Origin of the sequence: Pseudomonas sp. W2Oct36 (assembly GCF_041060465.1) — a bacterium.
Classification (GTDB): domain Bacteria; phylum Pseudomonadota; class Gammaproteobacteria; order Pseudomonadales; family Pseudomonadaceae; genus Aquipseudomonas; species Aquipseudomonas graminis_B.
This window is the reverse complement of sequence record NZ_JAUERW010000017.1, coordinates 53,683-77,560: the sequence shown is the minus strand read 5'-3', so window position 1 is coordinate 77,560 and position 23,878 is coordinate 53,683. Positions and strand designations below refer to the sequence as shown.

The following is a 23,878-nucleotide window of genomic DNA, read 5'->3' as shown; positions in this document are numbered from 1 at the left end:
TACACATTGCTTCGATGAATCAGCCGTGCGCAGCCTACCGGTCGTCTCTTCCCACGCCCGATGACGGCGCTGGGCAGGTCTTAGGCCGGGCCTGCTGCGGCCGAGTTGCGCTCAATGGCCGAAAAACGCCTTTCTCTCACGCCGATGTATGGCGCATTGATATTAAATTCCCTCCGCTAGACAACTGCAGCCTCGGCCAGCAAAACCGGGCGCTTCAGATTTACACGCTGTAAGAAATGGCTGACAGACGCCTCCGTTTTTGCGCGCGGTCTCAAGACTGTCATCAAACAGAAATGTTTCCGGTTTTAAATCTGCCTCGGGTCTTCAACTGTGACCACACACACAAAATTCTCTTGTTGAGGTATTGCCGTGATTCTGCTGACTAAAAAACGCCTGTCGCTTCTGATGGCTTCGATGTGCCTGTCGGGTATGGCACACGCCGTTGATGTGACTGGCGCTGGTTCGAGTTTCGTATTCCCGGTTATCTCCCAGTGGTCGCAGGACTACAGCAAAACTGCTGACAATCGCGTCAACTACCAGTCGATCGGTTCGGGTGGCGGTATCGCCCAGATCAAGGCTGCCACCGTTGACTTCGGCGCGTCCGACGCCCCGATGTCCGCGGAGGACCTCAAGGCCGGCGGTCTGGGTCAATTCCCAAGCGTGATCGGCGGTATCGTTCCGGTCGTCAACCTCGAAGGCGTGAAAGCCAACGACGTGAAATTGAGCGGGCAGGTCCTCGCCGACATCTTCCAGGGCAAAATCACCAAGTGGAACGACCCTGCGATCGTCAAACTGAACGAAGGCGTGAAACTGCCTGAAACCAACATCACCGTCGTTCACCGTTCGGACGGCTCGGGCACTTCCTTCAACTTCACCAGCTACCTGACCAAAGTCAGCGACGCATGGAAATCCGGTCCAGGCACCGGTTCCGCCGTTCAATGGCCAGTGGGCGTGGGCGGCAAGGGCAACGAAGGTGTGGCGGCTTACGTAAAACAGATCAAGGGCTCGATCGGTTACGTTGAATACTCCTACGCCACCAAGAGCGATATCGCTTTCACCCAACTGCAAAACTCGGCTGGCGAGTTCATCAAGCCTGACGCCAAAGCCTTTGCCGCAGCGGCCGACACCGCCGACTGGGCCAACGCCAAAGACTTCAACCTGATCATGACCAACGCGCCGGGCAAGACGGCATGGCCGATCACCGCGACCACCTGGATCATCATGTACAAGCAACCGAAGAACGCCGAGAAAAGCGCGGCTGCTTTCGACTTCTTCAAATGGTCCCTGGAAAAAGGTCAGAGCGCCGCTGAAAAACTGGAATACGTACCTCTGCCTGCATCGCTGGTCAGCAAGATCGAAGACTACTGGAAAACCGAGTTCACCAAGTAACTCGACGTAATCCGGCTTACCCCTGCCACCGAGCGCTCGATGGCAGGGTTTCCTTGCGAGTGGACCTACCATGACTGATAACACCCAATACATGTCCGCTGTGATTCCGGATGCAATATCCGAGAGCGAAAAACGCGCGGCCCGCGATCACCGACACGACGCCTGGTTTCGGCGCACGATGCTGGGAGCGGCTCTGTTGGTGCTGCTGTTGCTGGCGAGTATCGCCGGCTCGACACTCTGGGGCGGTGCCCTGGCATTCAAGACGTTTGGCTTCGAATTTCTTACCAGTACCGAATGGGACGTGGTCAACGGCAAGTTCGGCGCGTTGGTACCGATCTACGGCACGCTGGTCACCTCCTTTCTCGCCCTGCTGATCGCCGTTCCGGTGAGCTTCGGCATCGCGGTTTTTCTGACTGAAGTCGCACCGCCCTGGTTGCGCATGCCCATCGCTTCGGCGGTGGAGCTGCTGGCGGGCATTCCTTCGATCATCTACGGCATGTGGGGCCTGTTCGTGTTCGGCCCGTTCATGGCCCAGTACATGGCCCCGTGGATCAACGACAACCTTGGCGCGCTGCCGCTGATCGGCCCGGTGTTTCAAGGCCCGCCCCTGGGCATCGGCATGCTCACCGCCGGCATCGTGCTGGCGATCATGATTATCCCGTTCATCACCTCGGTCATGACCGAAGTGTTCCGCAGCGTGCCCATCGCCCTTAAAGAGTCGGCTTACGCCCTGGGCGGCACGACGTGGGAAGTGGTCTGGGACATCGTCCTGCCTTACACCCGCTCGGCGGTGGTCGGCGGTGTGTTCCTGGGTCTGGGCCGTGCGCTCGGTGAAACCATGGCGGTGACCTTCGTATTGGGTAACGCGCACCAGTTCTCCGCATCGCTGATGATGCCGAGCAGCTCGATTGCTTCGGTGATTGCCAACGAGTTCAGCGAGGCCTACACCGACCTGCACCGTTCTGCACTGATCGCCTTGGGCTTCCTGCTGTTCGTGGTTACCTTCATCGTGCTGGCGATCGCCCGTCTGATGCTCTCTCGTCTGTCGCGCAAGGAGGGTCTATGAGTAAGGCCGATAACGAAAACCTGTACCGCTCACGCGCCATCAAGAACAGGATCGCGATGGTCCTGAGTTGCGCCGCGACGGCTTTCGGCCTGTTGTGGCTGGTGTGGATTCTGCTGACCACGATCGTCAACGGATTCGAAGCGCTGAACCTGCGGCTGTTCACTGAAATGACCCCGCCACCGGGCTCGTCCGGCGGTCTGGCCAACGCCTTTTACGGCAGCATTCTGATGTCCGGCATCGGCCTGCTGATCGGCACGCCGATTGGTTTGATGGCGGGTATCTGGCTGGCGGAGTTTGCGCGCAATACCAAGCTGGGCAACGCGGTGCGCTTCATTAACGACATTCTGCTGTCGGCGCCGTCGATCGTGCTCGGCCTGTTCGTGTACACCGCGGTGATCCTGCCCCTCAGCGCCGTGACCAACCACCAGGTGGGTTTCTCCGCCATCGCCGGCGCTCTGGCCCTGGCCTTGCTGGTGATCCCGGTGGTGGTGCGGACCACCGACGAAATGCTCCAGCTGCAACCGTCGACCATGCGCGAAGCCGCACTGGCGCTCGGTGTGCCGCAATGGAAGCTGACGCTGCAGATCGTCCTGCGTGCGGCCAAGGCCGGCGTGGTGACCGGCATCCTGCTGGCGCTGGCGCGCATCACCGGCGAAACCGCGCCGTTGCTGTTCACCGCCTTCGGCAACCAGTTCTGGAGCAGTGACCTGCTCAAACCGATCGCAAGCGTGCCTGTGGTGATCTTCCAGTACGCGATGAGTCCGTTCGATGACTGGCACTCCCTGGCCTGGGCCGGCGCCTTGATTATGACCATGTTTGTGCTGGTACTGAGCCTCAGTTCCCGTCTTCTCCTTTTGCGCAATAGGGCGTCCTGATGAACAACCTTTCCCTCGCCGACGAAAAAACCAAAATCCAGGTACGCGGTCTCGATTTCTACTACGGCACTCAGCGTTCGCTGAAGTCGGTCGACATGATCATCCCGGAGAAGCGCATCACCGCGATCATCGGCCCGTCCGGCTGCGGCAAGTCCACGCTGCTGCGCGTGTTCAACCGCATTTACTCGATGTACCCGAAGCAGGAAGCCAAGGGCGAAGTGATGCTCAACGGGGAGAATATTCTCGCCCCGGGCTACTCGATGAACCGCCTGCGCAGCAATGTCGGGATGGTGTTCCAGAAGCCGGTGCCGTTCCCGATGTCGATCTACGACAACATCGCCTACGCGGTGCGCCACCACGAGAAATTGTCTCGTCGCGAGATGGAAGAGCGCGTCGAGCAGGCCCTGCGCGGCGCGGCGTTGTGGGATGAAGTGAAAGACAAGCTCAAGCAGAGCGCCCAGAGCCTATCCGGTGGTCAGCAACAGCGCCTGTGCATCGCCCGCACCATCGCGCTGCGCCCGCAAGTGCTGCTGCTGGACGAACCGACTTCAGCCCTCGACCCGATCTCTACGGGTCGCATCGAGCAACTGATCACCGAGCTCAAAGAGCAGTTCACCGTGATCATCGTCACCCACAACATGCAACAGGCCGCGCGCTGCTCGGACTACACCGCGTTCATGTTCATGGGCGAACTGATCGAACACGGCGACACTGACACCATCTTCACCAAGCCATCCAAGACCCAGACCGAGGATTACATCACCGGTCGTTTTGGCTGATTGAGGGTATTGCTGGCGCTGTAAAAGGTTTTAGTGGGACCGGCTTTAGCCGGGAAGGGGTCAGGGGCTACCGCGCAGAGCTGGTAGCGCTTGAATCCCCCATGAACGCCTCCAGCCGCTTGCGCAGCCATCGTTCGGCGGGGTCGGTGTCCATGACGCTGAGCCAGACCATCGACAGCTCTAGATTCGGCGTCACGAACGGCAGCGGCTCACCGCGCAGACCGGTCCGGGCCATGGCACGGGTCAGGTGATCCGGCAAGTTGCACAGCAGATCCGTCCCCTCCATCAACGCCGGCAACGTGCTGTATTGCGGCACCGACAACACGGCGGTGCGCTTGCGCCCGATCGCCGCCAGCCACTCATCCGCAAAGCTTGAAATGTTCGCCACGTGGGAAACCACGACGTGGGGCCGGGTGCAGTATTCATCCAGGGTGATCGGCTCGGGCGAAGAATCGGCCCGCACCACCATCGGCCGCATGATGCGCAGCATTTTTCGCTTGGCATTGGCCGGCAGTTCACGGGTCAGGCAGACGCCAACGGTGATGTCGCCGGACATGAGCAGCTCCGAAACATTCCAGAAATTGACCTGCTTGATCACCAGCACGATGCCCGGCGCTTCTTCACGGATCGCGCGCAGCATCGGCGGCAGCAGGCTGTATTCGACGTCATCGGACAGCCCGATGCGGAAGGTCATGTCGCTGCTGGCCGGATCGAATTCCCGCGTGAGGCTCAGGGCCACGGACATCGCGTCCAGCGCCGGCGACAGGTGACTGATGATCTCGTTGGCCCGCGCCGTGGGTTCCATGCGGTGCCCGACGCGAATGAACAAGGGATCGTTGAACAGCGCACGCAGGCGGTTGAGGGCAGCGCTGATGGTGGGTTGGCCGAGGAACAGCTTCTCGGCGGCGCGGGTCACGTTACGCTCTTGCATCAAGGTTTCGAACACCACCATCAGGTTGATGTCGGCCTTGCGCAGCTCATTGCGATTCATACATCGTCCCCGTTACCCGACATTCTTCACCCTGCTGTAGAGGTCTGCGACAGATGGACGCAGTTTATGGAGCGCGGTCGTTCGGCGTCCAGCCTTCTTGGCTGAAGCCAGTCCTACAGGTGTATGCGTACGCCCAGTAGGACCAGCTGGACCGCGAATTGTAGGACCGGCTTCAGCCGGGAAGAGGCCAGTGTGTGCGCACTGGATTTTGCGGCATGGCTGCTGATGCCTTCCCGGCTGAAGCCGTTCCTACTGAAAGCACACATACACCTGTAGGACTGGCTTCAGCCGGGAAGAGGCCAGCGTGCGCATCCTCGATTTTGCGGCGTGACCGTCGAGGCCCTGTCTGCCAATACCGGCCGCTCCTGGGTTTTCGCCACGGGCGTACTCATCCCGATGAACTTCAGCAGAACCCCATGAGTCAGCATTAAAACGCTCACCATGAGGCTCCACATTCCATGCAGATTTCCTTGAAAGGCCAGGTCGCCCTTGTCACTGGCGCCAGTTCCGGACTGGGTGCTGGCGCGGCCAGAGGGCTCGCAGCGTCAGGCGCGGCAGTGGTCGTCAACTACCACTCGCAGCCCGAACCCGCGCAGAAGCTTGCGCAAGAAATCATCGACGCCGGCGGCCAGGCCATCGCCATAGGCGCCGACGTGTCCAACGAGCAGGACGTGGAGAAACTGTTCGCCGAGACCCTCAAGGCGTTCGGCCGCCTGGACATCCTCGTCGCCAATTCCGGGCTGCAGAAGGATGCCGCCTTCGCCGACCTGACCCTCGAAGACTGGAACACCGTCATCAACGTTAACCTCACGGGCCAGTTCCTCTGCGCCCGCGCTGCGGTGCGGCAGTTCGCCAAACAGGACATCCGCCCCGAGGTGTCCCGCGCCCGGGGCAAGATCATCCACATGAGTTCGGTGCATCAGGTCATCCCCTGGGCCGGCCACGTCAACTACGCCGCCTCTAAGGGCGGCGTCGATCTGTTGATGCGCAGCATTGCGCAAGAGGTCGGCGAGCAGCGCATCCGCGTCAACAGCGTTGCGCCTGGGGCGATTCGCACGGCCATCAACACCAAGGCCACCAGTGGCGACGCCGAGAAGAAACTGCTGGAGCTGATCCCCTACGGTCGCGTGGGCGAGGCCGATGATGTCGCCAATGCCGTTGTCTGGCTGGCGTCGGATGCGTCCGACTATGTGCATGGCACGACGCTGTTCATCGACGGTGGCATGAGCCTCTATCCGGAGTTCCGCAACAATGGCTGAACACTCTCCGATCCCCGATGAACAAGAGCCCCAGAACGCCATCGAAAACCACGGCATCATCGGCGACATGCGCAGCGCCGCGCTGGTGGCCGACACCGGCAGCATCGACTTCTGCTGCTGGCCCGATTTCGACAGCCCGAGTATTTTCACCGCGCTGCTGGACACCCCTGACGCAGGGATTTTCCAGCTGGCGCCGATCTTGCCGGATGCCCGTCGCCAGCAGCTGTATCTGCCGCAAACCAACGTGCTGATGACACGCTGGATCGCCAAGGACGCGGTCGTCGAGGTCACTGACCTGATGCCCATTGCGTCCGAAGTCGACAGCCTGCCGCGCCTGATCCGCCGCATTCATGTTCGTCATGGCCAGGCCGCGGTACGCATGCTCTGCCGGGTGCGCCATGACTACAGCCGGGCTGACACCACCGCGCAGATGGACGGTGAGGACATTCGTTTTGAGGCCGAAGGCCAGCCTGCCATGCGTCTGGCGGCGACCACCGGATTGATGCTCGAAGGCCAGGCCGCAGTGGCAGAGTTCGAGATGAAGCAGGGCGATGTGGTCGAGTTCATGCTCGGCGGTGCCGACGATCCGCTGGTCAAAGCGACCAATTGCGATTGCGATCTGAAAAACACCGTCAACTACTGGCAGCACTGGAGCCGGCACTCCAACTACCGCGGTCGCTGGCGTGAAATGGTCAACCGCTCGGCCCTGGCGCTCAAGCTGCTGACCTCGCGCAAGCATGGCGGTATCGTCGCTGCGGCGACCTTCGGCCTGCCGGAAGAAGAGGGCGGCGAGCGCAACTGGGATTACCGCTACACCTGGATCCGCGACGCGTCGTTCACCGTCTACGCCTTCATGCGCCTGGGGTATACCGAGGAGGCCAACGCTTTCATGCACTGGGTCCGCGACCGCATGGGCGATTGCTGCGAGGACGCCAACAAGCTCGGCATTCTCTACGCACTGGACGGCCGCGAAGAATTGCCCGAAGAGGAACTGGATCACCTCAGCGGCTACGGCGGTGCATCTCCGGTACGCATCGGCAACGAGGCCTACAAGCAAACGCAACTGGACATCTACGGCGAGCTGCTTGACGCGGTGTACCTGGCCAACAAATACGGTGAGGCCATTTCCCACGAGGGCTGGAAGCACGTTACCCGGCTGGTGAACGAGTTGTGCGAAACCTGGAACAGCAAGGACGTCGGGATCTGGGAGATGCGTGGCGACGACCAGCATTTCCTGCATTCGCGGCTGATGTGCTGGGTCGCCCTGGACCGCGCGCTTCGCCTGTCGCTGAAACGTTCCCTGCCGGCACCCTTCGATCGCTGGGACAAGGCGCGCCAGGCCATCCATGACGACATCTGGGACAACTTCTGGGACGCCGACCTGGGCCATTTCGTCCAGCACAAGGGCAGCAAAAACCTCGACGCGTCGATGCTGCTGATGCCGCTGGTGCGCTTCGTCGGTGCCAGCGATCCCAAGTGGCTGAAAACCCTGGAGGCTATCGAACGGACGCTGGTGCGCGACGGCATGGTGTTCCGCTATCGCAATGACGATGACCACCAGGATGGCCTTGAAGGTGAGGAAGGCGCGTTCGTGGCCTGTTCGTTCTGGTACGTCGAGTGCCTGGCCCGCGCCGGGCGGGTGGAGCAGGCGCATCTTGAGTTTGAACAACTGCTGCGCTACGCCAACCCGCTGGGTCTGTATGCCGAGGAGTTCGACGCCCACGGCCACCATCTTGGCAACACGCCGCAAGCCCTCAGCCACCTCGCGCTGATCAGTGCGGCGAGTTTTCTGGACCGCAAACTCGAAGGCAGCCAGACCCTCTGGCAGCCCTGACTTCTGGAACTAAAGGAGAAAATCGATGGCTCATGCATTCAAGGTCGGTGACCACGTGCGCTGGAATTCCGAAGTCGGGCACGTCGTCGGCAAAGTGACCAAGGTGCATACCAAGGAGGTGGAGTTCATGGGCCGTCATCGCCATGCCTCACCCGATGCGCCGCAGTACGAGGTCAAGAGTGACAAGACCGGCCACCTGGCGATGCACAAGGAGGACGCGCTGGAAAAGGCGTGAGCTTCGCTTCTTCGCTGTCGAGGGGATCCGGATACGAAAACGCAGCGATGATGGTCATCATCGCTGCGTTTTTTTGTGGCGGTGATCGGTGCCGTTACGGAATCAGGCGCTGTGCCCGCAACGTATCGAACACGTCAAAGAACGCCTGGTCGCTGGCTTGAAACGCGTTAAAGCCCAGGGCTCGGCTTTTCGACATGTCGGTCACCACTTCGATCGGGCGGCCGAGGTCGGCATCGGTGTGCCATGGCGAAATGAGGCGCGTGATGTCGGCTTCTTTCAGACCGTGAGTGCGGACCAGTTCGTCCCATGCGGCCTGATCGTTTGCCATCTGCTCTTCCAGTGGGGAAACCTTCTCCGGGAATTCGGCAGGGTGCACGCCGAAGTATTCGGCGATCTGCCCCCACATCCACTTCCAGCGAAACACGTCGCCGTTGGTGATGTTGAACGCCTGGTCCGCCGCAGCGGGCGTGGTCGCCGCCCACAGTTGCTGCTTGGCCAGTTGCCGGGCGTCGGTCATGTCGGTGAGGCTGTCCCACTGCATGCGGGAGCCGGGGAACACGAACGGGCGCCCGGTCGCTTTGCAGATCGACGCATACACCGCGAGGGTGGTCGCCATGTTCATCGCATTGCCCACCGCGACGCCGGTGACGGTGTGCGGACGGTGCACGCTCCAGGTGAAACCGTCGCGCTTGGCGGCGGCGAAGACTTCATCTTCCTGGGCGTAATAGAAATTCTCGATGTCCAGCCGGCCCTGGGATTCGCGGAACGGCGTCTGCGGCAGGGTGCCTTTGCCGTAAGCTTCGAACGGGCCGAGGTAATGCTTCAAACCGGTGACCAGCGCGACATGTTTGACGCTCTTCGCCGGGCTCAGGGCGTCCAGCACGTTGCGCACCATGGCCGCGTTGACGCGAATGTTTTCGGCTTCGGTCGCCTGACGCGACCAAGTGGTAAGGAAGACGTGGCTCGGTTTGAGGTCCGCGAGGGCCTGCTTGACCGATGCCGGGTCTTGCAGATCCGCTGCGACGGGGATCACGCCCGGCGTTTGCGAGGGACGGCGGGAAAGGGCGGCCACCTGCCAACCGTTATCGAGCAACAGTTGAGTGGTTGCGCTGCCGACGATGCCGCTGGCGCCGACGACCAAGGCCGTTTGAGTCATGGGGGTCTCCTGATTGATCGAGTGGAACGGGCTTCATAATCATGCAGCCCTCAGGTTTCAGAACGGCAGCGGCGTCGATAGGTTCACCGCGATTGGCCGGGTGCGACCTCACACCGCGCTTGATCACCCGACCAGTCGCGCCGCGCCATACATGCCAATGGCAAAGATTATGTGCCCGACCACGTTTTGCAGCCGCGCCACGGTCGGCTGCGGTGCCTTGTTGCAGGCGACCCCGACACCCATGCCGGGCTGCAGGATGAACCAGCCGGCGCCGACGGTGACCAGCCCGACGATCAGGGCCGGGAGGAAGGTCGGCCCATGCGCCCATTGCACGCCCCAGATGAATAACAGCGCGGCGGCGAACAGCACACCGACGGTGTAATGCATGAACCAGCCAATCGCCAGTTCATTGGGGACGGGAGGGGAAGTACCGATGCCATTGCGGTGCGCGAACTGTCCCTTGGGCATCCCGGCAAACCAGCGCCCGACGAGGTGCCAGGGCGGGGTCGGCAAACCCAGCACCGCTTTCAGCAACAACGCCCAGAGATCCAGCAGCGCAGTGCCGCCCATGCCGATGAGAATTGCCAGGTAAATGAATTCGAACATGTCCGTCCCTGCGTCGATGGGCGAGTGATGGGCGGACACGTTAGCAGTTTTGACAGAGAAAGCGCGCCGGTTGACTGCACGCGACGCTTTGGTGGGACCGGCTTCAACCGGGAAGAGGCCTGCATGAACACCGCTGGGTTTGCGGTGTGACAGCGGCCGCCTTCCCGGCTAAAGCCGGTCCCACATTCAGGTTCGCAGCCAGTCCCATTGACTGCACGCAAATCCCTTAGTGGGACCGGCTTCAGCCGGGAAGAGGCCCGCATGAACACCGTGCGATCTGCAGTGTGACATCCGAGGCCTTGCCGGCTAATGCCCGTTCCACATTAACGGCCGCTCAAGCGCTTACCAGCGGTCATTGCGCGGACCGTGGTCAAAACCTCTGCGGTATCCGCCGTCGTAGTAGCCACGGGGCGGCGGTGGCGCGAAGCGACGATATTCGACCCGCTCACGCACTGGCACATAGACAACCTGCTGGTACTGCGGCTGATAACGCGGCGCGTAGCGCGGTTGCGGGCGGTAATCCTGATAGCGATCGTGTCGGTCGTGGCTGGACTGACTGATCACCGCGGCCAGTACGGCACCCACGGCGGCCCCGGCGATGACGGGCACAATCACGTTGCGTTCGCTGGCGCACGCCGCACCGGCGCTGGCGAGCAGACCGGACAGGATCAGGGCTTGGGTCATCTTGGACATCATGGTGTCTCCTTTGGCGAAAGAGTGGGTTCGCCATGGACGTATGAAACACCGGATCCGTGTAAACCCACGTCTAGGATCGGTAAAGGTTGCGTAAACCCGCGTCGAGCTCGAAACGACCCGTGGCGCAGGCCTGGGCCTCTGGTTTTGCCTCCCGACGCATACCATCCCTGCGCGGAACCCGCAAAAACAACGACCGCCGATCAGCCAGCGGCCTTGCGGGCGAAACCTCCGGCGACAAGTTGAATCAACTGGTTACGTATGTGAGGGTGAGGGGAAGTAAGATGGTGACCGACGATCTCGTCCGGTGGAACAGCCACTGGCGGCTAAATGACCACACTGTGTTGTGCAGGACCTGCAAGGCCCGGCAGAGCGAAGCAGAACGGGAAGCGACGTTTGTGCATTTGCCGACGTGTGGCTATGCCCGCGAATCCGCGCACCCCTGGGATGAGCTCGACGCCAGTTGCGGACTCCAGACCTCGCACTGAACCTCGCCGCCCCTCACCGCGCCGCAACTGTTCTGAACATCAGGCTTGGGGCCTGGCCGGGTACGTCATCGAGCTCGCCGCAGCGTTGCATGCCGATTTTCTCCAGCACGCGGATCGATGCAGCGTGGGTCGGCCGCACGTAACCCAGCACCTCATCCAGCCTCAGCGTCGAGAATCCGTGTTCCAGCGCGGCCAGGCCCATCTCCGTGGCAAACCCCCGTCCCCACGCCTCAACGGCAAATCGATAGCCCAGATTGACCCGCTGCTCGCCCATAAAATCATGTAGCCCGATGCCGCCGAAGCCGATGATGTGTTCGGGCGCATCCTTGCGCGCAATCGCCCACCAGCCGAAGCCGTGCGCCTGCCAGTGCTCGATCCAGCGTCCCAGCATGGCGGCTGCCTGGGCCTCATCAGTCATGGGCCCCGAAGGGTTGAACAACTGGGTCCGCGGATCGGTGTAGATGGCGAACAGGCGGGCAAGATCTTCAGGGTCAGGGGCGCGGTAGATCAGATGAGGGCTGCTCATGGGCATGGCCGGTGTTCCTTCGGTGAGCCTTCACTGTGTGGGCAGCGGATCGCTGCCGTTGACACTCTGATCTACCAGCTGAATGCGGTTGCGTCCACCCCGTTTCGATTCATACAAGGCCGCATCGCTGCGCTCGATCAACGCCGCCAGGTTGGGCGGCGGTTGGCTGAACAGGCTGGCGCCGATGCTCAACGTCACGGGCTGGGGCGTGGAAAAGGTTGCCGAGGCCGTCGCGTGAAAGGCCTCACGCAGCGTGCTCCCTACGGCCAGCAAGTGCTCGCTGGACGTGTCACTGAGCAACACCACGAATTCGTCACCGCCCAAGCGCGCTGCCAGCGACCCCTGGGGCAAGGCCGCACGGATGATGTCGCTGAGCGCGACCAGCAGCCGGTCGCCGGCGCTGTGGCCGTAGAGGTCGTTGACAAGTTTGAAATTGTCGACGTCCATCAGCAGCAACGCTGCCGGCCGAGCCTGCGAGACACTTTCCAGCAGACGCTGCCCGCGCATTTCCAGCGCGCGGCGGTTGTACAGCGCCGTCAGCGGATCCCGCGCCGCCAGCCGGGCCATGCGTTTTTCCCGGCGATGACGCTCCGAGCCGGTCATCGACAGGGCGATCAGCATCACCGCCATCGTCCCTTCGACCAGCGAAATCTGGATGATCTCGCCACGAAAGGCCGCCAGATCGATCAGCGTGCCAGGCACCACCGCTGTGACTGCCTTGGAAAAATAGAACAGGCCGTGGACCAGCAGCACATAGCGCAACTGCACCGCGCCGACGCTCAGGGACTTGCCGTGAGGGCGCAGCAGCCCGCTGGCCTTGACCATGAGCAGCGAGATCAACAGCGAGTTGGCGGCCAGCATCACCTTTGACCACCACGGCTGGTCCGGCAGCAGCAACAGCCCGAGCCACAGGACGAAGATCAGGTACCAGGCCTTGGACAGCCGGGCTTCGGTAAACCGCGCAACGCCCAGCAGGAAGAGCCAGTGGGCGGTGACCAGCAAGCCGTTGGCGAACCAGATGCCAATCACCAGAATGCCGCTGCTGCGCAGCAATGCCAGGGTGGAGCCCACCGAAATGGTGGCGAATCCTGCGCTCCAGAACAGCAACGAAGGCCCCCGCACCGTCTGCCATTCCACGGCCAGGTACAGCGCTGCCGCCGCAGCGAGGGCGATGGTGATCGTCAGCAGGGTGGTCGGGTCGAGCGCCATAAGCAGCCTGGTCGGTAAGGAGGGTGGTGGTTGGGCGAATGTCAGCCCTGGCAGGCTTTTTTTCGCAGGCCGATGTGTATCGGCCACCTCGACAAAACTTTAACGCCGGCGCCGTTCCGCTAGAATGGCGCAGACCCGGCCGTCGTTGATCAAGGAAGTCTCCTTGGGGAGCGAACGGGTGCAACCATCGGCACCCCGGGCAGGACGCAAAAGCGAGGCGGCATTGATCGAGCGGCGAGAATTCAGCGGGGGCATGAAGGGCAAGAATCTTCGCTACGTGGATGAGAACAAGCCTGCCCCCTCGGCCCAGACCCGAACCGGCTTCCTGCTGCTCGAACACTTCTCGTTGCCGGCTTTCACCCAGGCTCTGGACACATTCGTCACGGCCAACCTTCTGCGCCCCGAACTGTTCACCTCGCAGACATTCGGCTTGCACGAGGGCGAAGTGATCAGTGATCTGGGGCTCGTCATTCGGCCCGACGCGCGGCTCGACGTCTCGGCGCTGAAGGACCTCGACCTGCTGGTGGTCTGTGGCGGTTATCGCACCGGGCTAAAGGCCGATGAGCGACTGTCTCACCTGCTGACCACGGCTGCCGAGCATGGCATTACCCTCGCCGGGCTGTGGAATGGCGCCTGGTTCCTTGGCGCAGCGGGCCTGCTCGACGGCTACCGGTGCGCGATTCACCCCGAGCACCGCGCCGCCCTGGCGGAGATCTGCAAAGTCAGTGAGGTGACCAGCGAAGCCTTCGTCATCGACCGCGATCGCCTCACCGCCGCCAGCCCTGCTGGGGCGTTTCACATGGCGCTGGAATGGATCAAGACCCTGCACGACAAGGCCCTGATCGAAGGCATCGAGGACATTCTGTCTTTCGAGGAGTCGCGCTATCGGCGGATCAAGCCAAGCCGGCACATGACAGTCAGCGCACCGCTCAAGGAAGTGGTCAAGTTGATGGACGCCAACCTGGAAGAACCCTTGGAGCTTGAGCAACTGGCGGTGTACGCCGGGCGTTCGCGGCGACAGATCGAGCGGCTCTTTCAGGAGCAGTTGGGCACCACCCCGCAACGCTATTACCTGGAATTGCGCATCACCGAGGCCCGGCGCCTGCTGCAGCACACCGAGTTGACCCAGGTGGAGGTGCTGGTGGCCTGCGGGTTTGTCTCGCCGAGCCATTTCAGCAAATGCTACAGCGCCTACTTCGGCTATCGGCCCTCCAAAGAAAAGCGTCTGGTCAAATGAGCGCCGCCTTGATTTACCCGCCCGCCAGCCCAACCCTGTAGGCTTCGTTCTGACAAGGACAGGCAGGCACAGACCAGCACTGCCGGACCCAGGCCTGGCCGCACAGAGACAGCGTCAATGAGTGAAATCAGCACCAAAATAATCACCGTCGAGGGCCATGCCGCCCTCAAGAAAGAGCTCGACTACCTCTGGCGCGAGCACCGCCCTGACATCACGCAAAAAGTGGCGTGGGCCGCTTCCCTGGGGGATCGCAGCGAGAACGCCGATTATCAGTACAACAAGAAGCTGCTGCGCGAGATCGACCGGCGGGTGCGCTACCTGCGCAAACGTCTGGAAGACATGCGCGTGGTTGCCTATTCGCCGGAGCAGGAAGGCCGGGTGTTCTTCGGCGCGTGGGTCGAGGTCGAGGACGAGGAGGGCGAGAGCAAGCGTTTCCGCATCGTCGGTTATGACGAGATCTACGGCCGTATGGACTACATCTCCATCGATTCGCCCATGGCCCGGGCGCTGCTGAAGAAACAAGTCGACGACGAAGTCTCGGTGCCGGTTCCGTCCGGCAGCAAGCAATGGTGGATCACTAAAATCGAATACCTGAACTAGCCGCAGCGTTGCGCTGGCCGGTCTGGCTTCTCGAGCAGACGGTGGCGGGGGATTGCCGCCCACCGTCAGATTCCGCCACTAACCCTCGCGCAGCACTTGCAGGGGACTGGCGTTCAGCGCTCGCCGCGTGCCGAACACGCCTGCGCCGCCGACCAGCAAGGCGCCGATCAGTGGCAGCACCAGCAGCCAGACGTGGGGGTGCCACTGCAGGTTGAAGGCATAGCGGTAGAGGGCAAAGCTCACCAGTTCACAGCCAATCGCCGCCAGCACACCGCTGACCGCCCCGAGCAGACCGAACTCGATGCGCCGGGCCTTGATCAGCAACGCCCGGTTGGCGCCCAGCGCCCGCAGCAGAGCGCCCTGTCGAATCCGCTCATCGAGCGTCGCCTGCAAGCCGGAGAACAACACCGCCATCCCCGCCGCCAGCACGAACAGCAGCACGTACTGCACCGCCATCGTCACCTGATCGAGAATGCTGCGCAGCTGCTCCAGCAACGCTTCCACCTGCAGGATCGTCACGGCCGGGAAGGCCCGGGACAGCTCGACGATCTGCTGATCATTGCCCGGCGCCAGATAGAAACTGGTCAGGTACGTGGCCGGCACGTCCTTGAGGGTGCCGGGCTGGAAGATCATGAAGAAGTTGGGCTGAAAGGTGTCCCAGTTGATGTCGCGCAGGCTGGTGACCTTGACCTCGCGGGTCAGACCGCCGATCACGAAACCGAGGGTGTCGCCCAGTTTCATGTTCAGGCTGTTGGCCAGTTTGGTTTCCACCGACACGCCGGGGACCACGCCCTCCGCAGGCGGCTGATCGCTAGCCCACCACTGGCCGGCGGTGATGCTGTTGCCTTCCGGCATCGTGGCCGCCCACGTCAGGTTGAGGTCGCGCTGGGTGGCGTTTTCGCCACGGGAGTCCTTGGTGACGAACTTGCTCACCGGCTCGCCATTGATGGTCATCAGGCGCCCTGGAATCATCGGGTACAGCGGCGCGCTGTGGGTCGACAGGCGGCCCATGCGTTCAGCGAAATTATCCTTGTCGTTGGGCAGGATATTCAGCGCGAAGTAGTTCGGCGCATCCTTGGGCAGCTGGTTCTGCCAGGTGTCGAGCAGCTCGCCGCGCAGCAGCGCAATCAGTCCCATCGACAGCAGAATCAGCCCGAACGCCAGGGACTGGCCGGCGGCGGCCATGGGATGGCGCAACAGCTGACCCAAGCCCAGACGCCACGGCAGCGAGGCCCCGGCCAGCAAGCGGCGCAGGCTTTTCAGGGCCAGCAGCAATACACCGCCGAGCACCAGCGCCGCGATCAGACCGCCGCCGAGCAGGGCGAACGTCAGCACCAGGTCCAGACTCAAGCGCCACATGATCAGGCCCAGCGCGAACAGCGCCGCGCCATAGACCAGCCACGTGCTGGCCGGGATCGGCAGCATGTCCCGACGCAATACCCGCAGCGGTGGCACGCGACCCAACGCTGCGAGCGGCGGCAGTGCAAAGCCGGCCAGGGCGACGAGCCCGGTGCCGATACCGGCGACTGCCGGCAGCCAGCCACCCGGCGGCACGGCGGCGGGCAGCAGGCTCTCGAGCAGATGAAACAGGCCCAGTTGGGCAAACCAGCCGAGCAGGGCGCCTGCCGCACTGGCCGCAACGCCGAGCATCGCCAGCTGCAAACCGAACAGCACCAGTGCTTCATTGCGCGACAGGCCCAGGCAACGCAGCAGCGCACTGGCATCGAAACGCCGCGCCGCGAAACGCGCCGCCGACAAGGCAACCGCCACGCCGGCCAGCAGCACCGCGACCAGACTGGCCATGTTCAGGTAACGCTCGGCCTTGCCCAGCGCGCCGCCGATCTGTTGATTGCCATCACGGGCGTCGTCGATTTTCTGATTCGGCGCCAACCCGGGTTCGACGGCCTTGCGGTAAGCCGCGAGTTCCTGGGGCGTGCCGCGCCACAGATCTCGATAACTGACGCGGCTGCCGGGCTGCACGACCTTGGTGGCCTCAAGGTCGGCCATGTTGATCATCACCCGGGGCGTCAGGCTGTAGAAGTTGCCGGCGCGGTCGGGCTCGTAGGTCAGCACCCGGGTCAGCTTCAAGGTCTTGGAACCGACGTCGATGCTGTCGCCCACTTTCAAGTTGAGCGCCACCAGGATCCGCGCTTCCGCCCAGGCTTCGCCGGCTTGGGGCTCACCACCAACGGTTTCCGCTTCGTAGGGGGCAGGCGCGCTTTTCAGCTCGCCGCGCAACGGGTACGCCCCATCGACGGCCTTGACGCTGGCCAGCTGGATGCCGTTATCGGTGGCCACCACGCTGGAGAAAATCACGATCTGCGAGTGATCCAGCTTCAGCGCGTTGCCGGCATCGATCTGCGCAGGTGTCGCCGGCGTGGAGCCGCCGAGGATCAGGTCAGCACCGAGAAACTCCGTCGCGCGCAGCAGCATGGCGCTGTTGAGGCGTGCGCCGAAATAGCCGATGGCGGTGCTGGCGGCAACTGCCACCACCAGTGCGAAGAACAGCACGCGCAGCTCGCCGGCGCGGGCATCGCGCATGAGCTGGCGCGCCGCGAGGCTGAGCAGGCGTGAGAAAGGCAGGCGTGCCATCAAGGCTCCATTGGGGCGACCAGTCGGCCACCCTCCAGACGGATCAGGCGCCGGCAACGGTGGGCCAGGCGCTCATCGTGGGTGACCAGCACCAGCGTCGTGTTGCGCTCCTGGTTCAGCTCGAACAGCAGATCGCTGATGCGCTCGCCGGTGTGGCTGTCCAGGTTGCCGGTGGGCTCATCGGCGAACAGCACGTCGGGGTCGGCGGCAAACGCACGGGCGATGGCGACCCGTTGCTGCTCGCCGCCCGACAGTTGCCGTGGTGTGTGGGTCAGGCGCTGACCCAGGCCGACCCGCTCCAGCAGATGCCGGGCCTGATCGCGGGCGTCTTTGCGGCCCTCAAGCTCCATGGGCAGCATGACGTTTTCCAGCGCGTTCAGGCTGTCGAGCAACTGGAAGGACTGGAAGACAAAGCCCACGTGTTCGGCGCGAACCCGGGCGCGCTGATCTTCATCCAGCTCGCTGAGGTTGCGACCGGAGAGGACGACGGAACCGGCGCTGGGCAGGTCGAGACCGGCCAGCAGGCCGAGGAGGGTGGATTTGCCCGAGCCCGACGCGCCGACGATGGCCAGCGTGTCGCCCTTGTTTAGTTCCAGGGAGAGTTCGTGCAGGATGGTCAAGTCACCTTCGGTGCTTGGGACCACTTTGCTGAGGTTCCGAGCACTGAGAATACTTTCGCTCATGGAGAATCCGATGCGTGCGTGGTTTTTAAGTGCTGGCCTGGGTTTGCTGCTGGTATCACAAGGCGCGATGGCAGGCACGGTGCTGATCGTTGGCGATAGTATCAGCGCGGCTTTCGGCCTGGATACCCGGTTGGGTTGGGTCAGTCTGCTGGAACAGCGTCTGGCGAAGGAAGGCTTCAAGGAAAAAGTGGTCAATGCGTCGGTCAGCGGCGACACCAGCGCAGGAGGCCAGGCGCGGCTGCCGTCGCTGCTTGCCGAGCACAAACCGGATCTGGTGATCCTCGAACTGGGCGGTAATGACGGCCTGCGCGGGCAACCGCCGGCGCAATTGCAACAAAACCTTACCGACATGGTTGAGCAGTCCAAAGCGGCGGGGGCCAAGGTGCTCTTGCTGGGGATGAAAATCCCACCGAACTATGGTGAGCGCTACACCACGGCCTTCGCGGCGGTGTACCCGAAAGTCGCTGAGGAGACCAATGTGCCTCTGGTGCCGTTCATGCTGGAAGGGGTTGGCGGCCGGCCTGACATGACCCAGCAAGACGGCATTCACCCCAATGTTCCGGCTCAGCCGTACTTGCTGGATAACGTCTGGCCGGTCCTTAAACCCTTGCTTTAGTCGCGGCTGCAGACATCAGGCATTCGGCGATGGGGTCAAACATCGGGTGCGAGGGACCGCTCATTGCCAGCACGAAGGTTTGCGCCTATGGTGGCCCAAACCTATACAGGACCCAAAAGATGTACAAGAAAGAGCAGTGGCCACTCACGCTGTACTACGACGGTGACTGCCCGCTTTGCGCGCGGGAGATCAAACTCCTGCGTTCCCACGCTTGCGCGAACGCAGAGGCAGGCGCAGACGCAACAACCGCGCGACTGCTGTTCGTCGACATGAGCGAAGAGGGCTTTGATGCACCGGCTCTTGGATTCACCCATGAGCAGATGCAGTCTGTTTTGCATGCCCGTTTCGACGATGGCACCTGGGTCACGGGCCTGGATGCGACGCTCTGGAGCTGGCGCGCAGCCGGGCTTGGCGCCTGGGCTGCGCCACTGTCATGGCGGCCGTTGAGACCGCTGTTGAACCTCGGTTATCGGTTGTTCTGCCGCTTTCGTCCCCGGCTGGCGTGGTTACCTCATCCGGATGGCAGCCGCCTATGCCGCGACGGCAGTTGTACGGTTTCCAGGCCCTCAGACCAAAACCGCTGATTTAAAGGCCTGCAGGCCTTTTCCGGACGGGGGCTTTCGGCTAATGTGGCGCCCCCGCTCTGGAGCCCCCAATGCCGCGCCGTCCTGCCTGGTCCCTTTATGCCTATCAACTGATCGAGCCTGACGAACAGCTCGACCTGTTCGCGTGCCAGGAAATCCTTGTGCATCTGGTCGCTCGCCAGCTCGAACTGGCAGGCTCCGCCGACCGCACGTTGTGCGGCACCTTGTTGCCGGCGCAGCCGCGCTGGTCGGAAGTGCAGCAGACGGTTTATCAGGACGAGCGCCTGTGCCCGCTGTGCCGGGCGATCATCGACGCGCAACGGCGCGGCTGGCACCCGATCTGGCCGGAACTGGAAGCCGGCGTTTAAGGCCACGCGAACACTCCCGGACGCGCAGGGGTGCGTGTACAATCGCGCACAATCAAGCCTTCCGTTTACCAAGGATTCTCCGGATGTTGTCGCGCATTCCAGCTTTCGCCCGCTGTCTGTCGCTCGCTGCGCTGTGCGCGGCCGGCCCCGTCTCCGCCCTGGAGTTTCCGTTGCCGCCGCCCGGTGAGGACATCATCGGCCAGGTGCAGACCGTGACCGCCAAGTACGAAGACACTTTCGCTGACCTGGCCACGCGCTACGACCTGGGTTACCTGGAAATGATCGCCGCCAACCCGGGCGTCGATGCCTGGCTGCCGGGCGCAGGCACCCAGGTGGTGCTGCCGACGCGTTTCATCCTGCCGCCGGGTCCGCGGGAAGGCATCGTCATCAACCTCGCCGAGTACCGTTTGTACTACTACCCGAAAGGCCGGAACGTGGTGTACACCTTCCCGCTGGGTATCGGTCGCGAAGGCTGGGGTTCGCCGGTCTCCACCACCAAGGTCACCGCCAAAACACCCAATCCGACCTGGACGCCGCCTGCGTCGGTCAAGGCCGAGCACGCCGCCGACGGCGATATCCTGCCCAACGTGGTCCCGGCCGGGCCGGACAACCCCCTGGGCCCGTTCAAATTCGGCCTCGGGCTGCCGGGCTACCTGATCCATGGCTCGAACAAGAAGTTCGGCATCGGCATGCGCACCAGTCACGGCTGCTTCCGCATGTACAACAACAACGTGCTGGAAATGGCGGACATGGTCCCGGTGGGCACCACCGTGCGCATCATGAGCGAGCCGTACAAGTTCGGCGTCAGCGGCGGCAAGGTCTACCTCGAAGCGCACACGCCGCTGGACGAAAGCGGCAAGCCGTCGGTGGTCGACAAGCACACCGCCGTGATCAACGCACTGCTCAAGCGCGAAGACCTGGCCAACAGCCTGCGGATCAACTGGGATGAAGTGCGGGACGTGGTGGCTGCCGAAGACGGCATGCCGGTCGAAATTGCCGTGCCGACCACGCCGGCCCCCGTGGTGGGCGACGCGCCAGTGACGCTGCAGTAACGCTGCGACGCCAAACGCCGGGCAATAAAAAAGCCGACCCGTTAAGGGGTCGGCTTATCAATAATCCCGAGGGATTATTACTTGCGGCTAGCCTTGTCCAACATACGCAGAGCGCGCTCGTTGGCTTCGTCAGCAGTTTGCTGAGCTTTTTGAGCAGCAGCCATAGCTTCATCAGCCTTGCGGTAGGCTTCATCGGCACGGGCTTGCGAACGAGCGGCTGCGTCTTCAGTTGCAGTCAGACGAGCTTCGGTTTCTTTGGATGCGCTGCTGCAACCGGTAGCCAGAACTGCGGCCAGGGCCAGAGCAGAGAATTTCAGAACGTTGTTCATCGTGTTCCCCTTAAAGGACTTCTATCAAATTAGTCATCTCTCGAGAGTGAGAAAACGACCGGCGTACATCTTACTCATTGTTTGTAGTAAGTAAACGGACCGCGCGCAACATCTGCAGAAAATTCTTGGGTTTGAACGGGTTCCGTCGAACTCCTCACGCTTTTTCTTCGCACGCAGAAAGCCCCAGGGCGCAGGTGTCTGTCAGGTGACTCCGGCCCAGGCGATTTCCCACTACCATCCACGTATCGGCGACCATTTTTATATAGTCGATTATCGTGACAGGCGCACCCTTGAGAGCCGTTTAAATGGCCCTCAAGTGACTTGAGTCCGGGCATGGCGTCTCAATGGACATTCGTCGGCGATAACAGGTTCCATGGGGCATGCAGTCAGATGCGCGGCAACGCAATTAACAGTTGATTCACTTGAGCGCATTCGCTCGGGGCGCCTATATTCGCCTGTGCTCAAATTGTTTGAGAACAGCGATGCTCTTCGCGGTGTCCAAACGGCACAGGGTGGCGCAGTCAGCTCTATTGCAGAAGGCCCTATTGCAGAAGCCAATAGTGGTCGTACTGCCTGTAGAGGTTCCTTCGCCGGGAAAATGTCGATAAGGTAAGGGTCCAATTCCAAGACCCGCGAGGAGTAGTGATGAGCGAGGCGTTGTCCATCCACCATGACGAGACCGGTCACCAGTTCGAAGTCAATATCGACGGCTACCGTGCCTATCTGACGTACATGGACCTGGGTAAAGAGACCCTGGATATCTACCGTACGTTCGTTCCCAACGAATTGCGCGGACGTGGGATAGCGGCAGCCTTGACCAAGGTGGCCCTCGACTATGCCGACCGGATCGGCTACACCGTGATTCCTTCGTGCTCCTATGTGGAGCGTTACATGGAGCGCAACCAGCGGCAGGCTGCCAAGATCTGACCGAACCGCGCTTCACACAGTTAAACGCCGAGCATGTGCTCGGCGTTGTCGTTTCTGCAGTACGGTCAGTCGCGTTTGCGCGTTGGCAGTACGTCCTTGAGCTTGGCGTGCATGCTGCGCAGGGTTTTCTCGGTGCTTTCCCAATCGATGCAGGCATCGGTGATGGACACGCCGTATTGCAGGTCGGCGAGGTCTTTGGGAATGGCCTGGCAGCCCCAGTTCAGGTGGCTCTCGACCATAAGGCCGATGATCGACTGGTTGCCTTCGAGAATCTGGTTGGCAACGTTTTCCATCACCAGCGGTTGCAACGCCGGGTCCTTGTTGGAGTTGGCGTGGCTGCAATCAACCATGATGTTCGGCTTGATCTTCGCCTTGTTCAGCGCCTGTTCGCACAGGGCAACGCTGACCGAATCGTAGTTGGGCTTGCCGTTGCCGCCGCGCAATACCACGTGACCGTAGGCGTTGCCTTTGGTGGTGACGATGGACACGCCGCCTTCCTGGTTGATACCGAGGAAGCGATGGGGGCTGGACACCGATTGCAGGGCGTTGATGGCCACGGTCAGACCGCCGTCGGTGCCGTTCTTGAAGCCAACTGCCGAGGACAGGCCCGAGGCCATTTCCCGGTGAGTCTGGGACTCAGTAGTCCGCGCGCCGATGGCCGACCAGCTGATCAGGTCCTGCAGGTACTGAGGCGAAATCGGGTCGAGGGCTTCGGTCGCGGTCGGCAGGCCTTTTTCGGCCAGGTCGCGCAGCAGTTGACGGCCGATGTGCAAGCCATCCTGAATCTTGAAGGAGTCGTCCAGATACGGGTCGTTGATCAGGCCTTTCCAGCCGACGGTGGTGCGTGGCTTCTCGAAATAGACGCGCATGACCAGATACAGAGTGTCGGACACCTCGGCCGCCAGCGCTTTCAGACGATCGGCGTATTCGTGGGCGGCCTTGAGGTCGTGGATCGAGCAGGGCCCGATCACGATGAATAGGCGGTGATCCTTGCCATCGAGGATGTTGCGGATGACTTCGCGGCCCTGGCTGACAGTGGCCTGGGCGGCGGCGGTCAGCGGGATTTCGCGTTTCAGCTGATCCGGGGTGATCAGTGTCTCGTTGGAGGCAACGTTGAGGTCGTCAATCGGTAAATCAGCCATCGTGTTACTCATCAGGTCACGGATGCTGGCCGCCAGCGTCCCCGTGCGGCGGAGCCGAGCATGATTGAGCGCAACGGGGGAGCCGAACCTTAGCGCGTTAGCCGGTGGTTCGACAATGGGTAAACGTGGCTTTCGTCCAACGGTTGCGGCATTGTCTGACCTGTTTCGGACTGAGGAATGGCACGATGGATATTCCCGACGAAAGCCGACTCGACTGATACCCCGCTATTCCCGGCTTAAGCCCGTCCTGCGAAAGGCGGCGAAGGCCTTCAGTCACCCGAACATCATTCAGAGGAGAAGCGCGTGGATCAACTGCAACTGACGGACTTCGACCTCGACCAGCAACTTCTCAATCTGCCCGGCGTCTCACTGCTGATTTTCACCAGCCTGGGCTGCTCCAGTTGCCGCTGGGCACGGCACCATTTGCCGGAGCAATCGTTGCCGCTGGATCGCCTGTGCTGGATCGATGCCGAAGAAAACGGCGGCGCGGTGGAGCGCTATGGCGTGTTTCATCTGCCGACGATGTTTGTGATACGCGACGGCGCCTTCTTCGGGGCCCTTCGCACGCAGATGTCAGCCGACGCTATTGTCACGGGCCTGGCACACGCGCTGGCGACGCCGCCAGACGAATTACCCTGAAGC

25 protein-coding genes are annotated in these 23,878 nt (G+C 62.1%); 15 read left to right on the top strand and 10 right to left on the bottom strand.

Annotated elements, in window-relative coordinates; genetic code table 11:
- Positions 1-369: 369 nt before the first annotated feature.
- The 4 genes from pstS to pstB all read left to right on the top strand — a co-directional run bounded on the left by pstS (position 370) and on the right by pstB (position 4,109).
- Positions 370-1,389, top strand: coding sequence for a phosphate ABC transporter substrate-binding protein PstS (gene pstS / locus QWI18_RS20010; RefSeq protein WP_192130204.1), 1,020 nt, complete (start codon positions 370-372; stop codon positions 1,387-1,389).
- A 70-nt stretch (positions 1,390-1,459) separates the two neighbouring features.
- Complete coding sequence (gene pstC, locus QWI18_RS20005) at positions 1,460-2,455, top strand: phosphate ABC transporter permease subunit PstC (RefSeq protein WP_065988539.1); 996 nt, start codon at positions 1,460-1,462, stop codon at positions 2,453-2,455.
- Positions 2,452-3,330 carry a phosphate ABC transporter permease PstA gene (pstA, locus tag QWI18_RS20000; RefSeq protein WP_065988538.1) on the top strand — a complete coding sequence of 293 codons (879 nt, stop codon included), beginning with the start codon at positions 2,452-2,454 and terminating at the stop codon, positions 3,328-3,330. Before pstC ends, pstA begins: the two co-directional genes overlap by 4 nt.
- Complete coding sequence (gene pstB, locus QWI18_RS19995) at positions 3,330-4,109, top strand: phosphate ABC transporter ATP-binding protein PstB (RefSeq protein ID WP_065988537.1); 780 nt, start codon at positions 3,330-3,332, stop codon at positions 4,107-4,109. The genes pstA and pstB overlap by 1 nt, the downstream gene beginning before the upstream one ends.
- Before the next feature lie 67 nt (positions 4,110-4,176).
- On the opposite strand, the gene QWI18_RS19990 is transcribed toward pstB, so the two are convergent.
- The gene (locus QWI18_RS19990; protein ID WP_065988536.1) at positions 4,177-5,100 is read right to left on the bottom strand and encodes a LysR family transcriptional regulator; all 924 of its coding nucleotides are present in this window, start codon (positions 5,098-5,100) and stop codon (positions 4,177-4,179) included.
- Between the two features lie 458 nt (positions 5,101-5,558).
- Between QWI18_RS19990 and QWI18_RS19985 the strand changes: the two genes are divergently transcribed.
- Genes QWI18_RS19985 through QWI18_RS19975 form a run of 3 tightly spaced genes read left to right on the top strand, consistent with a single transcriptional unit; the run spans position 5,559 to position 8,428 of the window.
- A complete protein-coding gene (locus QWI18_RS19985; RefSeq protein WP_065988535.1) occupies positions 5,559-6,359 on the top strand; it encodes a glucose 1-dehydrogenase in 801 nt (266 codons plus the stop codon).
- Complete coding sequence (locus tag QWI18_RS19980) at positions 6,352-8,193, top strand: glycoside hydrolase family 15 protein (RefSeq protein ID WP_192130205.1); 1,842 nt, start codon at positions 6,352-6,354, stop codon at positions 8,191-8,193. The genes QWI18_RS19985 and QWI18_RS19980 overlap by 8 nt, the downstream gene beginning before the upstream one ends.
- Positions 8,194-8,218: 25 nt before the next feature.
- Positions 8,219-8,428: a DUF2945 domain-containing protein gene (locus QWI18_RS19975; RefSeq protein WP_296314297.1), complete on the top strand. Its 210-nt coding sequence runs from the start codon at positions 8,219-8,221 to the stop codon at positions 8,426-8,428.
- A gap of 94 nt (positions 8,429-8,522) precedes the next feature.
- On the opposite strand, the gene QWI18_RS19970 is transcribed toward QWI18_RS19975, so the two are convergent.
- The 5 genes from QWI18_RS19970 to QWI18_RS19950 all read right to left on the bottom strand — a co-directional run bounded on the left by QWI18_RS19970 (position 8,523) and on the right by QWI18_RS19950 (position 13,106).
- On the bottom strand, positions 8,523-9,584 hold the full coding sequence (locus QWI18_RS19970; protein ID WP_065988533.1) for an SDR family oxidoreductase: 1,062 nt from the start codon (positions 9,582-9,584) through the stop codon (positions 8,523-8,525).
- A gap of 123 nt (positions 9,585-9,707) precedes the next feature.
- Complete coding sequence (locus QWI18_RS19965; protein WP_369319673.1) at positions 9,708-10,190, bottom strand: DUF2938 family protein; 483 nt, start codon at positions 10,188-10,190, stop codon at positions 9,708-9,710.
- Between the two features lie 342 nt (positions 10,191-10,532).
- Positions 10,533-10,886 carry a hypothetical protein gene (locus QWI18_RS19960; protein ID WP_369319672.1) on the bottom strand — a complete coding sequence of 118 codons (354 nt, stop codon included), beginning with the start codon at positions 10,884-10,886 and terminating at the stop codon, positions 10,533-10,535.
- Between the two features lie 498 nt (positions 10,887-11,384).
- Positions 11,385-11,903, bottom strand: coding sequence for a GNAT family N-acetyltransferase (locus tag QWI18_RS19955; RefSeq protein WP_192130210.1), 519 nt, complete (start codon positions 11,901-11,903; stop codon positions 11,385-11,387).
- Between the two features lie 24 nt (positions 11,904-11,927).
- A complete protein-coding gene (locus QWI18_RS19950) occupies positions 11,928-13,106 on the bottom strand; it encodes a GGDEF domain-containing protein (RefSeq protein WP_192130211.1) in 1,179 nt (392 codons plus the stop codon).
- Between the two features lie 253 nt (positions 13,107-13,359).
- Between QWI18_RS19950 and QWI18_RS19945 the strand changes: the two genes are divergently transcribed.
- Entirely contained in the window at positions 13,360-14,343 is a 984-nt protein-coding gene (locus QWI18_RS19945) for a GlxA family transcriptional regulator (RefSeq protein ID WP_244656883.1), read from the top strand.
- A gap of 126 nt (positions 14,344-14,469) precedes the next feature.
- The gene (gene greB, locus QWI18_RS19940; protein ID WP_065988745.1) at positions 14,470-14,943 is read left to right on the top strand and encodes a transcription elongation factor GreB; all 474 of its coding nucleotides are present in this window, start codon (positions 14,470-14,472) and stop codon (positions 14,941-14,943) included.
- A 78-nt stretch (positions 14,944-15,021) separates the two neighbouring features.
- On the opposite strand, the gene QWI18_RS19935 is transcribed toward greB, so the two are convergent.
- Together QWI18_RS19935 and QWI18_RS19930 are read right to left on the bottom strand one after the other, a co-directional pair.
- On the bottom strand, positions 15,022-17,535 hold the full coding sequence (locus QWI18_RS19935; protein ID WP_192130213.1) for an ABC transporter permease: 2,514 nt from the start codon (positions 17,533-17,535) through the stop codon (positions 15,022-15,024).
- Entirely contained in the window at positions 17,535-18,218 is a 684-nt protein-coding gene (locus tag QWI18_RS19930; RefSeq protein WP_065988527.1) for an ABC transporter ATP-binding protein, read from the bottom strand. Before QWI18_RS19930 ends, QWI18_RS19935 begins: the two co-directional genes overlap by 1 nt.
- 10 nt (positions 18,219-18,228) lie before the next feature.
- Between QWI18_RS19930 and QWI18_RS19925 the strand changes: the two genes are divergently transcribed.
- From QWI18_RS19925 to QWI18_RS19910, 4 genes are all read left to right on the top strand, one after another.
- Positions 18,229-18,834: an arylesterase gene (locus QWI18_RS19925; protein ID WP_192130214.1), complete on the top strand. Its 606-nt coding sequence runs from the start codon at positions 18,229-18,231 to the stop codon at positions 18,832-18,834.
- 119 nt (positions 18,835-18,953) lie between these two features.
- A complete protein-coding gene (locus tag QWI18_RS19920) occupies positions 18,954-19,418 on the top strand; it encodes a thiol-disulfide oxidoreductase DCC family protein (RefSeq protein WP_192130215.1) in 465 nt (154 codons plus the stop codon).
- A gap of 71 nt (positions 19,419-19,489) precedes the next feature.
- Entirely contained in the window at positions 19,490-19,786 is a 297-nt protein-coding gene (locus tag QWI18_RS19915) for a hypothetical protein (RefSeq protein WP_065988524.1), read from the top strand.
- An 83-nt stretch (positions 19,787-19,869) separates the two neighbouring features.
- Positions 19,870-20,838, top strand: a complete 969-nt coding sequence (locus QWI18_RS19910; RefSeq protein ID WP_369319671.1) for a L,D-transpeptidase family protein — start codon at positions 19,870-19,872, stop codon at positions 20,836-20,838.
- Between the two features lie 77 nt (positions 20,839-20,915).
- Here the strand turns inward: QWI18_RS19910 and QWI18_RS19905 are convergent, their stop codons facing one another.
- On the bottom strand, positions 20,916-21,167 hold the full coding sequence (locus QWI18_RS19905) for an Lpp/OprI family alanine-zipper lipoprotein (RefSeq protein WP_065988522.1): 252 nt from the start codon (positions 21,165-21,167) through the stop codon (positions 20,916-20,918).
- 645 nt (positions 21,168-21,812) lie between these two features.
- Between QWI18_RS19905 and QWI18_RS19900 the strand changes: the two genes are divergently transcribed.
- On the top strand, positions 21,813-22,094 hold the full coding sequence (locus QWI18_RS19900) for a GNAT family N-acetyltransferase (RefSeq protein WP_065988521.1): 282 nt from the start codon (positions 21,813-21,815) through the stop codon (positions 22,092-22,094).
- A 65-nt stretch (positions 22,095-22,159) separates the two neighbouring features.
- Here QWI18_RS19900 and QWI18_RS19895 read toward each other — a convergent pair whose 3' ends face one another.
- Positions 22,160-23,236: a 3-deoxy-7-phosphoheptulonate synthase gene (locus tag QWI18_RS19895; RefSeq protein ID WP_369319670.1), complete on the bottom strand. Its 1,077-nt coding sequence runs from the start codon at positions 23,234-23,236 to the stop codon at positions 22,160-22,162.
- 303 nt (positions 23,237-23,539) lie between these two features.
- Between QWI18_RS19895 and QWI18_RS19890 the strand changes: the two genes are divergently transcribed.
- Positions 23,540-23,875: a thioredoxin family protein gene (locus QWI18_RS19890; RefSeq protein WP_244160342.1), complete on the top strand. Its 336-nt coding sequence runs from the start codon at positions 23,540-23,542 to the stop codon at positions 23,873-23,875.
- Positions 23,876-23,878 lie beyond the last annotated feature (3 nt).

Coding starts and splice junctions, on each gene's coding strand:
- pstC (WP_065988539.1), top strand. CDS start 1,460: ATGACTGATAACACCCAATACATGTCCGCTGTGATTCCGGATGCAATA.
- QWI18_RS19950 (WP_192130211.1), bottom strand. CDS start 13,106: ATGGCGCTCGACCCGACCACCCTGCTGACGATCACCATCGCCCTCGCT.
- QWI18_RS19965 (WP_369319673.1), bottom strand. CDS start 10,190: ATGTTCGAATTCATTTACCTGGCAATTCTCATCGGCATGGGCGGCACT.
- pstA (WP_065988538.1), top strand. CDS start 2,452: ATGAGTAAGGCCGATAACGAAAACCTGTACCGCTCACGCGCCATCAAG.
- QWI18_RS19910 (WP_369319671.1), top strand. CDS start 19,870: ATGTTGTCGCGCATTCCAGCTTTCGCCCGCTGTCTGTCGCTCGCTGCG.
- QWI18_RS19945 (WP_244656883.1), top strand. CDS start 13,360: ATGAAGGGCAAGAATCTTCGCTACGTGGATGAGAACAAGCCTGCCCCC.
- QWI18_RS19895 (WP_369319670.1), bottom strand. CDS start 23,236: ATGGCTGATTTACCGATTGACGACCTCAACGTTGCCTCCAACGAGACA.
- QWI18_RS19900 (WP_065988521.1), top strand. CDS start 21,813: ATGAGCGAGGCGTTGTCCATCCACCATGACGAGACCGGTCACCAGTTC.
- QWI18_RS19920 (WP_192130215.1), top strand. CDS start 18,954: ATGTACAAGAAAGAGCAGTGGCCACTCACGCTGTACTACGACGGTGAC.
- QWI18_RS19955 (WP_192130210.1), bottom strand. CDS start 11,903: ATGCCCATGAGCAGCCCTCATCTGATCTACCGCGCCCCTGACCCTGAA.
- QWI18_RS19915 (WP_065988524.1), top strand. CDS start 19,490: ATGCCGCGCCGTCCTGCCTGGTCCCTTTATGCCTATCAACTGATCGAG.
- QWI18_RS19970 (WP_065988533.1), bottom strand. CDS start 9,584: ATGACTCAAACGGCCTTGGTCGTCGGCGCCAGCGGCATCGTCGGCAGC.
- QWI18_RS19925 (WP_192130214.1), top strand. CDS start 18,229: ATGCGTGCGTGGTTTTTAAGTGCTGGCCTGGGTTTGCTGCTGGTATCA.
- QWI18_RS19985 (WP_065988535.1), top strand. CDS start 5,559: ATGCAGATTTCCTTGAAAGGCCAGGTCGCCCTTGTCACTGGCGCCAGT.
- QWI18_RS19980 (WP_192130205.1), top strand. CDS start 6,352: ATGGCTGAACACTCTCCGATCCCCGATGAACAAGAGCCCCAGAACGCC.
- QWI18_RS19975 (WP_296314297.1), top strand. CDS start 8,219: ATGGCTCATGCATTCAAGGTCGGTGACCACGTGCGCTGGAATTCCGAA.
- QWI18_RS19990 (WP_065988536.1), bottom strand. CDS start 5,100: ATGAATCGCAATGAGCTGCGCAAGGCCGACATCAACCTGATGGTGGTG.
- QWI18_RS19930 (WP_065988527.1), bottom strand. CDS start 18,218: ATGAGCGAAAGTATTCTCAGTGCTCGGAACCTCAGCAAAGTGGTCCCA.
- pstB (WP_065988537.1), top strand. CDS start 3,330: ATGAACAACCTTTCCCTCGCCGACGAAAAAACCAAAATCCAGGTACGC.
- QWI18_RS19935 (WP_192130213.1), bottom strand. CDS start 17,535: ATGGCACGCCTGCCTTTCTCACGCCTGCTCAGCCTCGCGGCGCGCCAG.
- QWI18_RS19960 (WP_369319672.1), bottom strand. CDS start 10,886: ATGATGTCCAAGATGACCCAAGCCCTGATCCTGTCCGGTCTGCTCGCC.
- QWI18_RS19905 (WP_065988522.1), bottom strand. CDS start 21,167: ATGAACAACGTTCTGAAATTCTCTGCTCTGGCCCTGGCCGCAGTTCTG.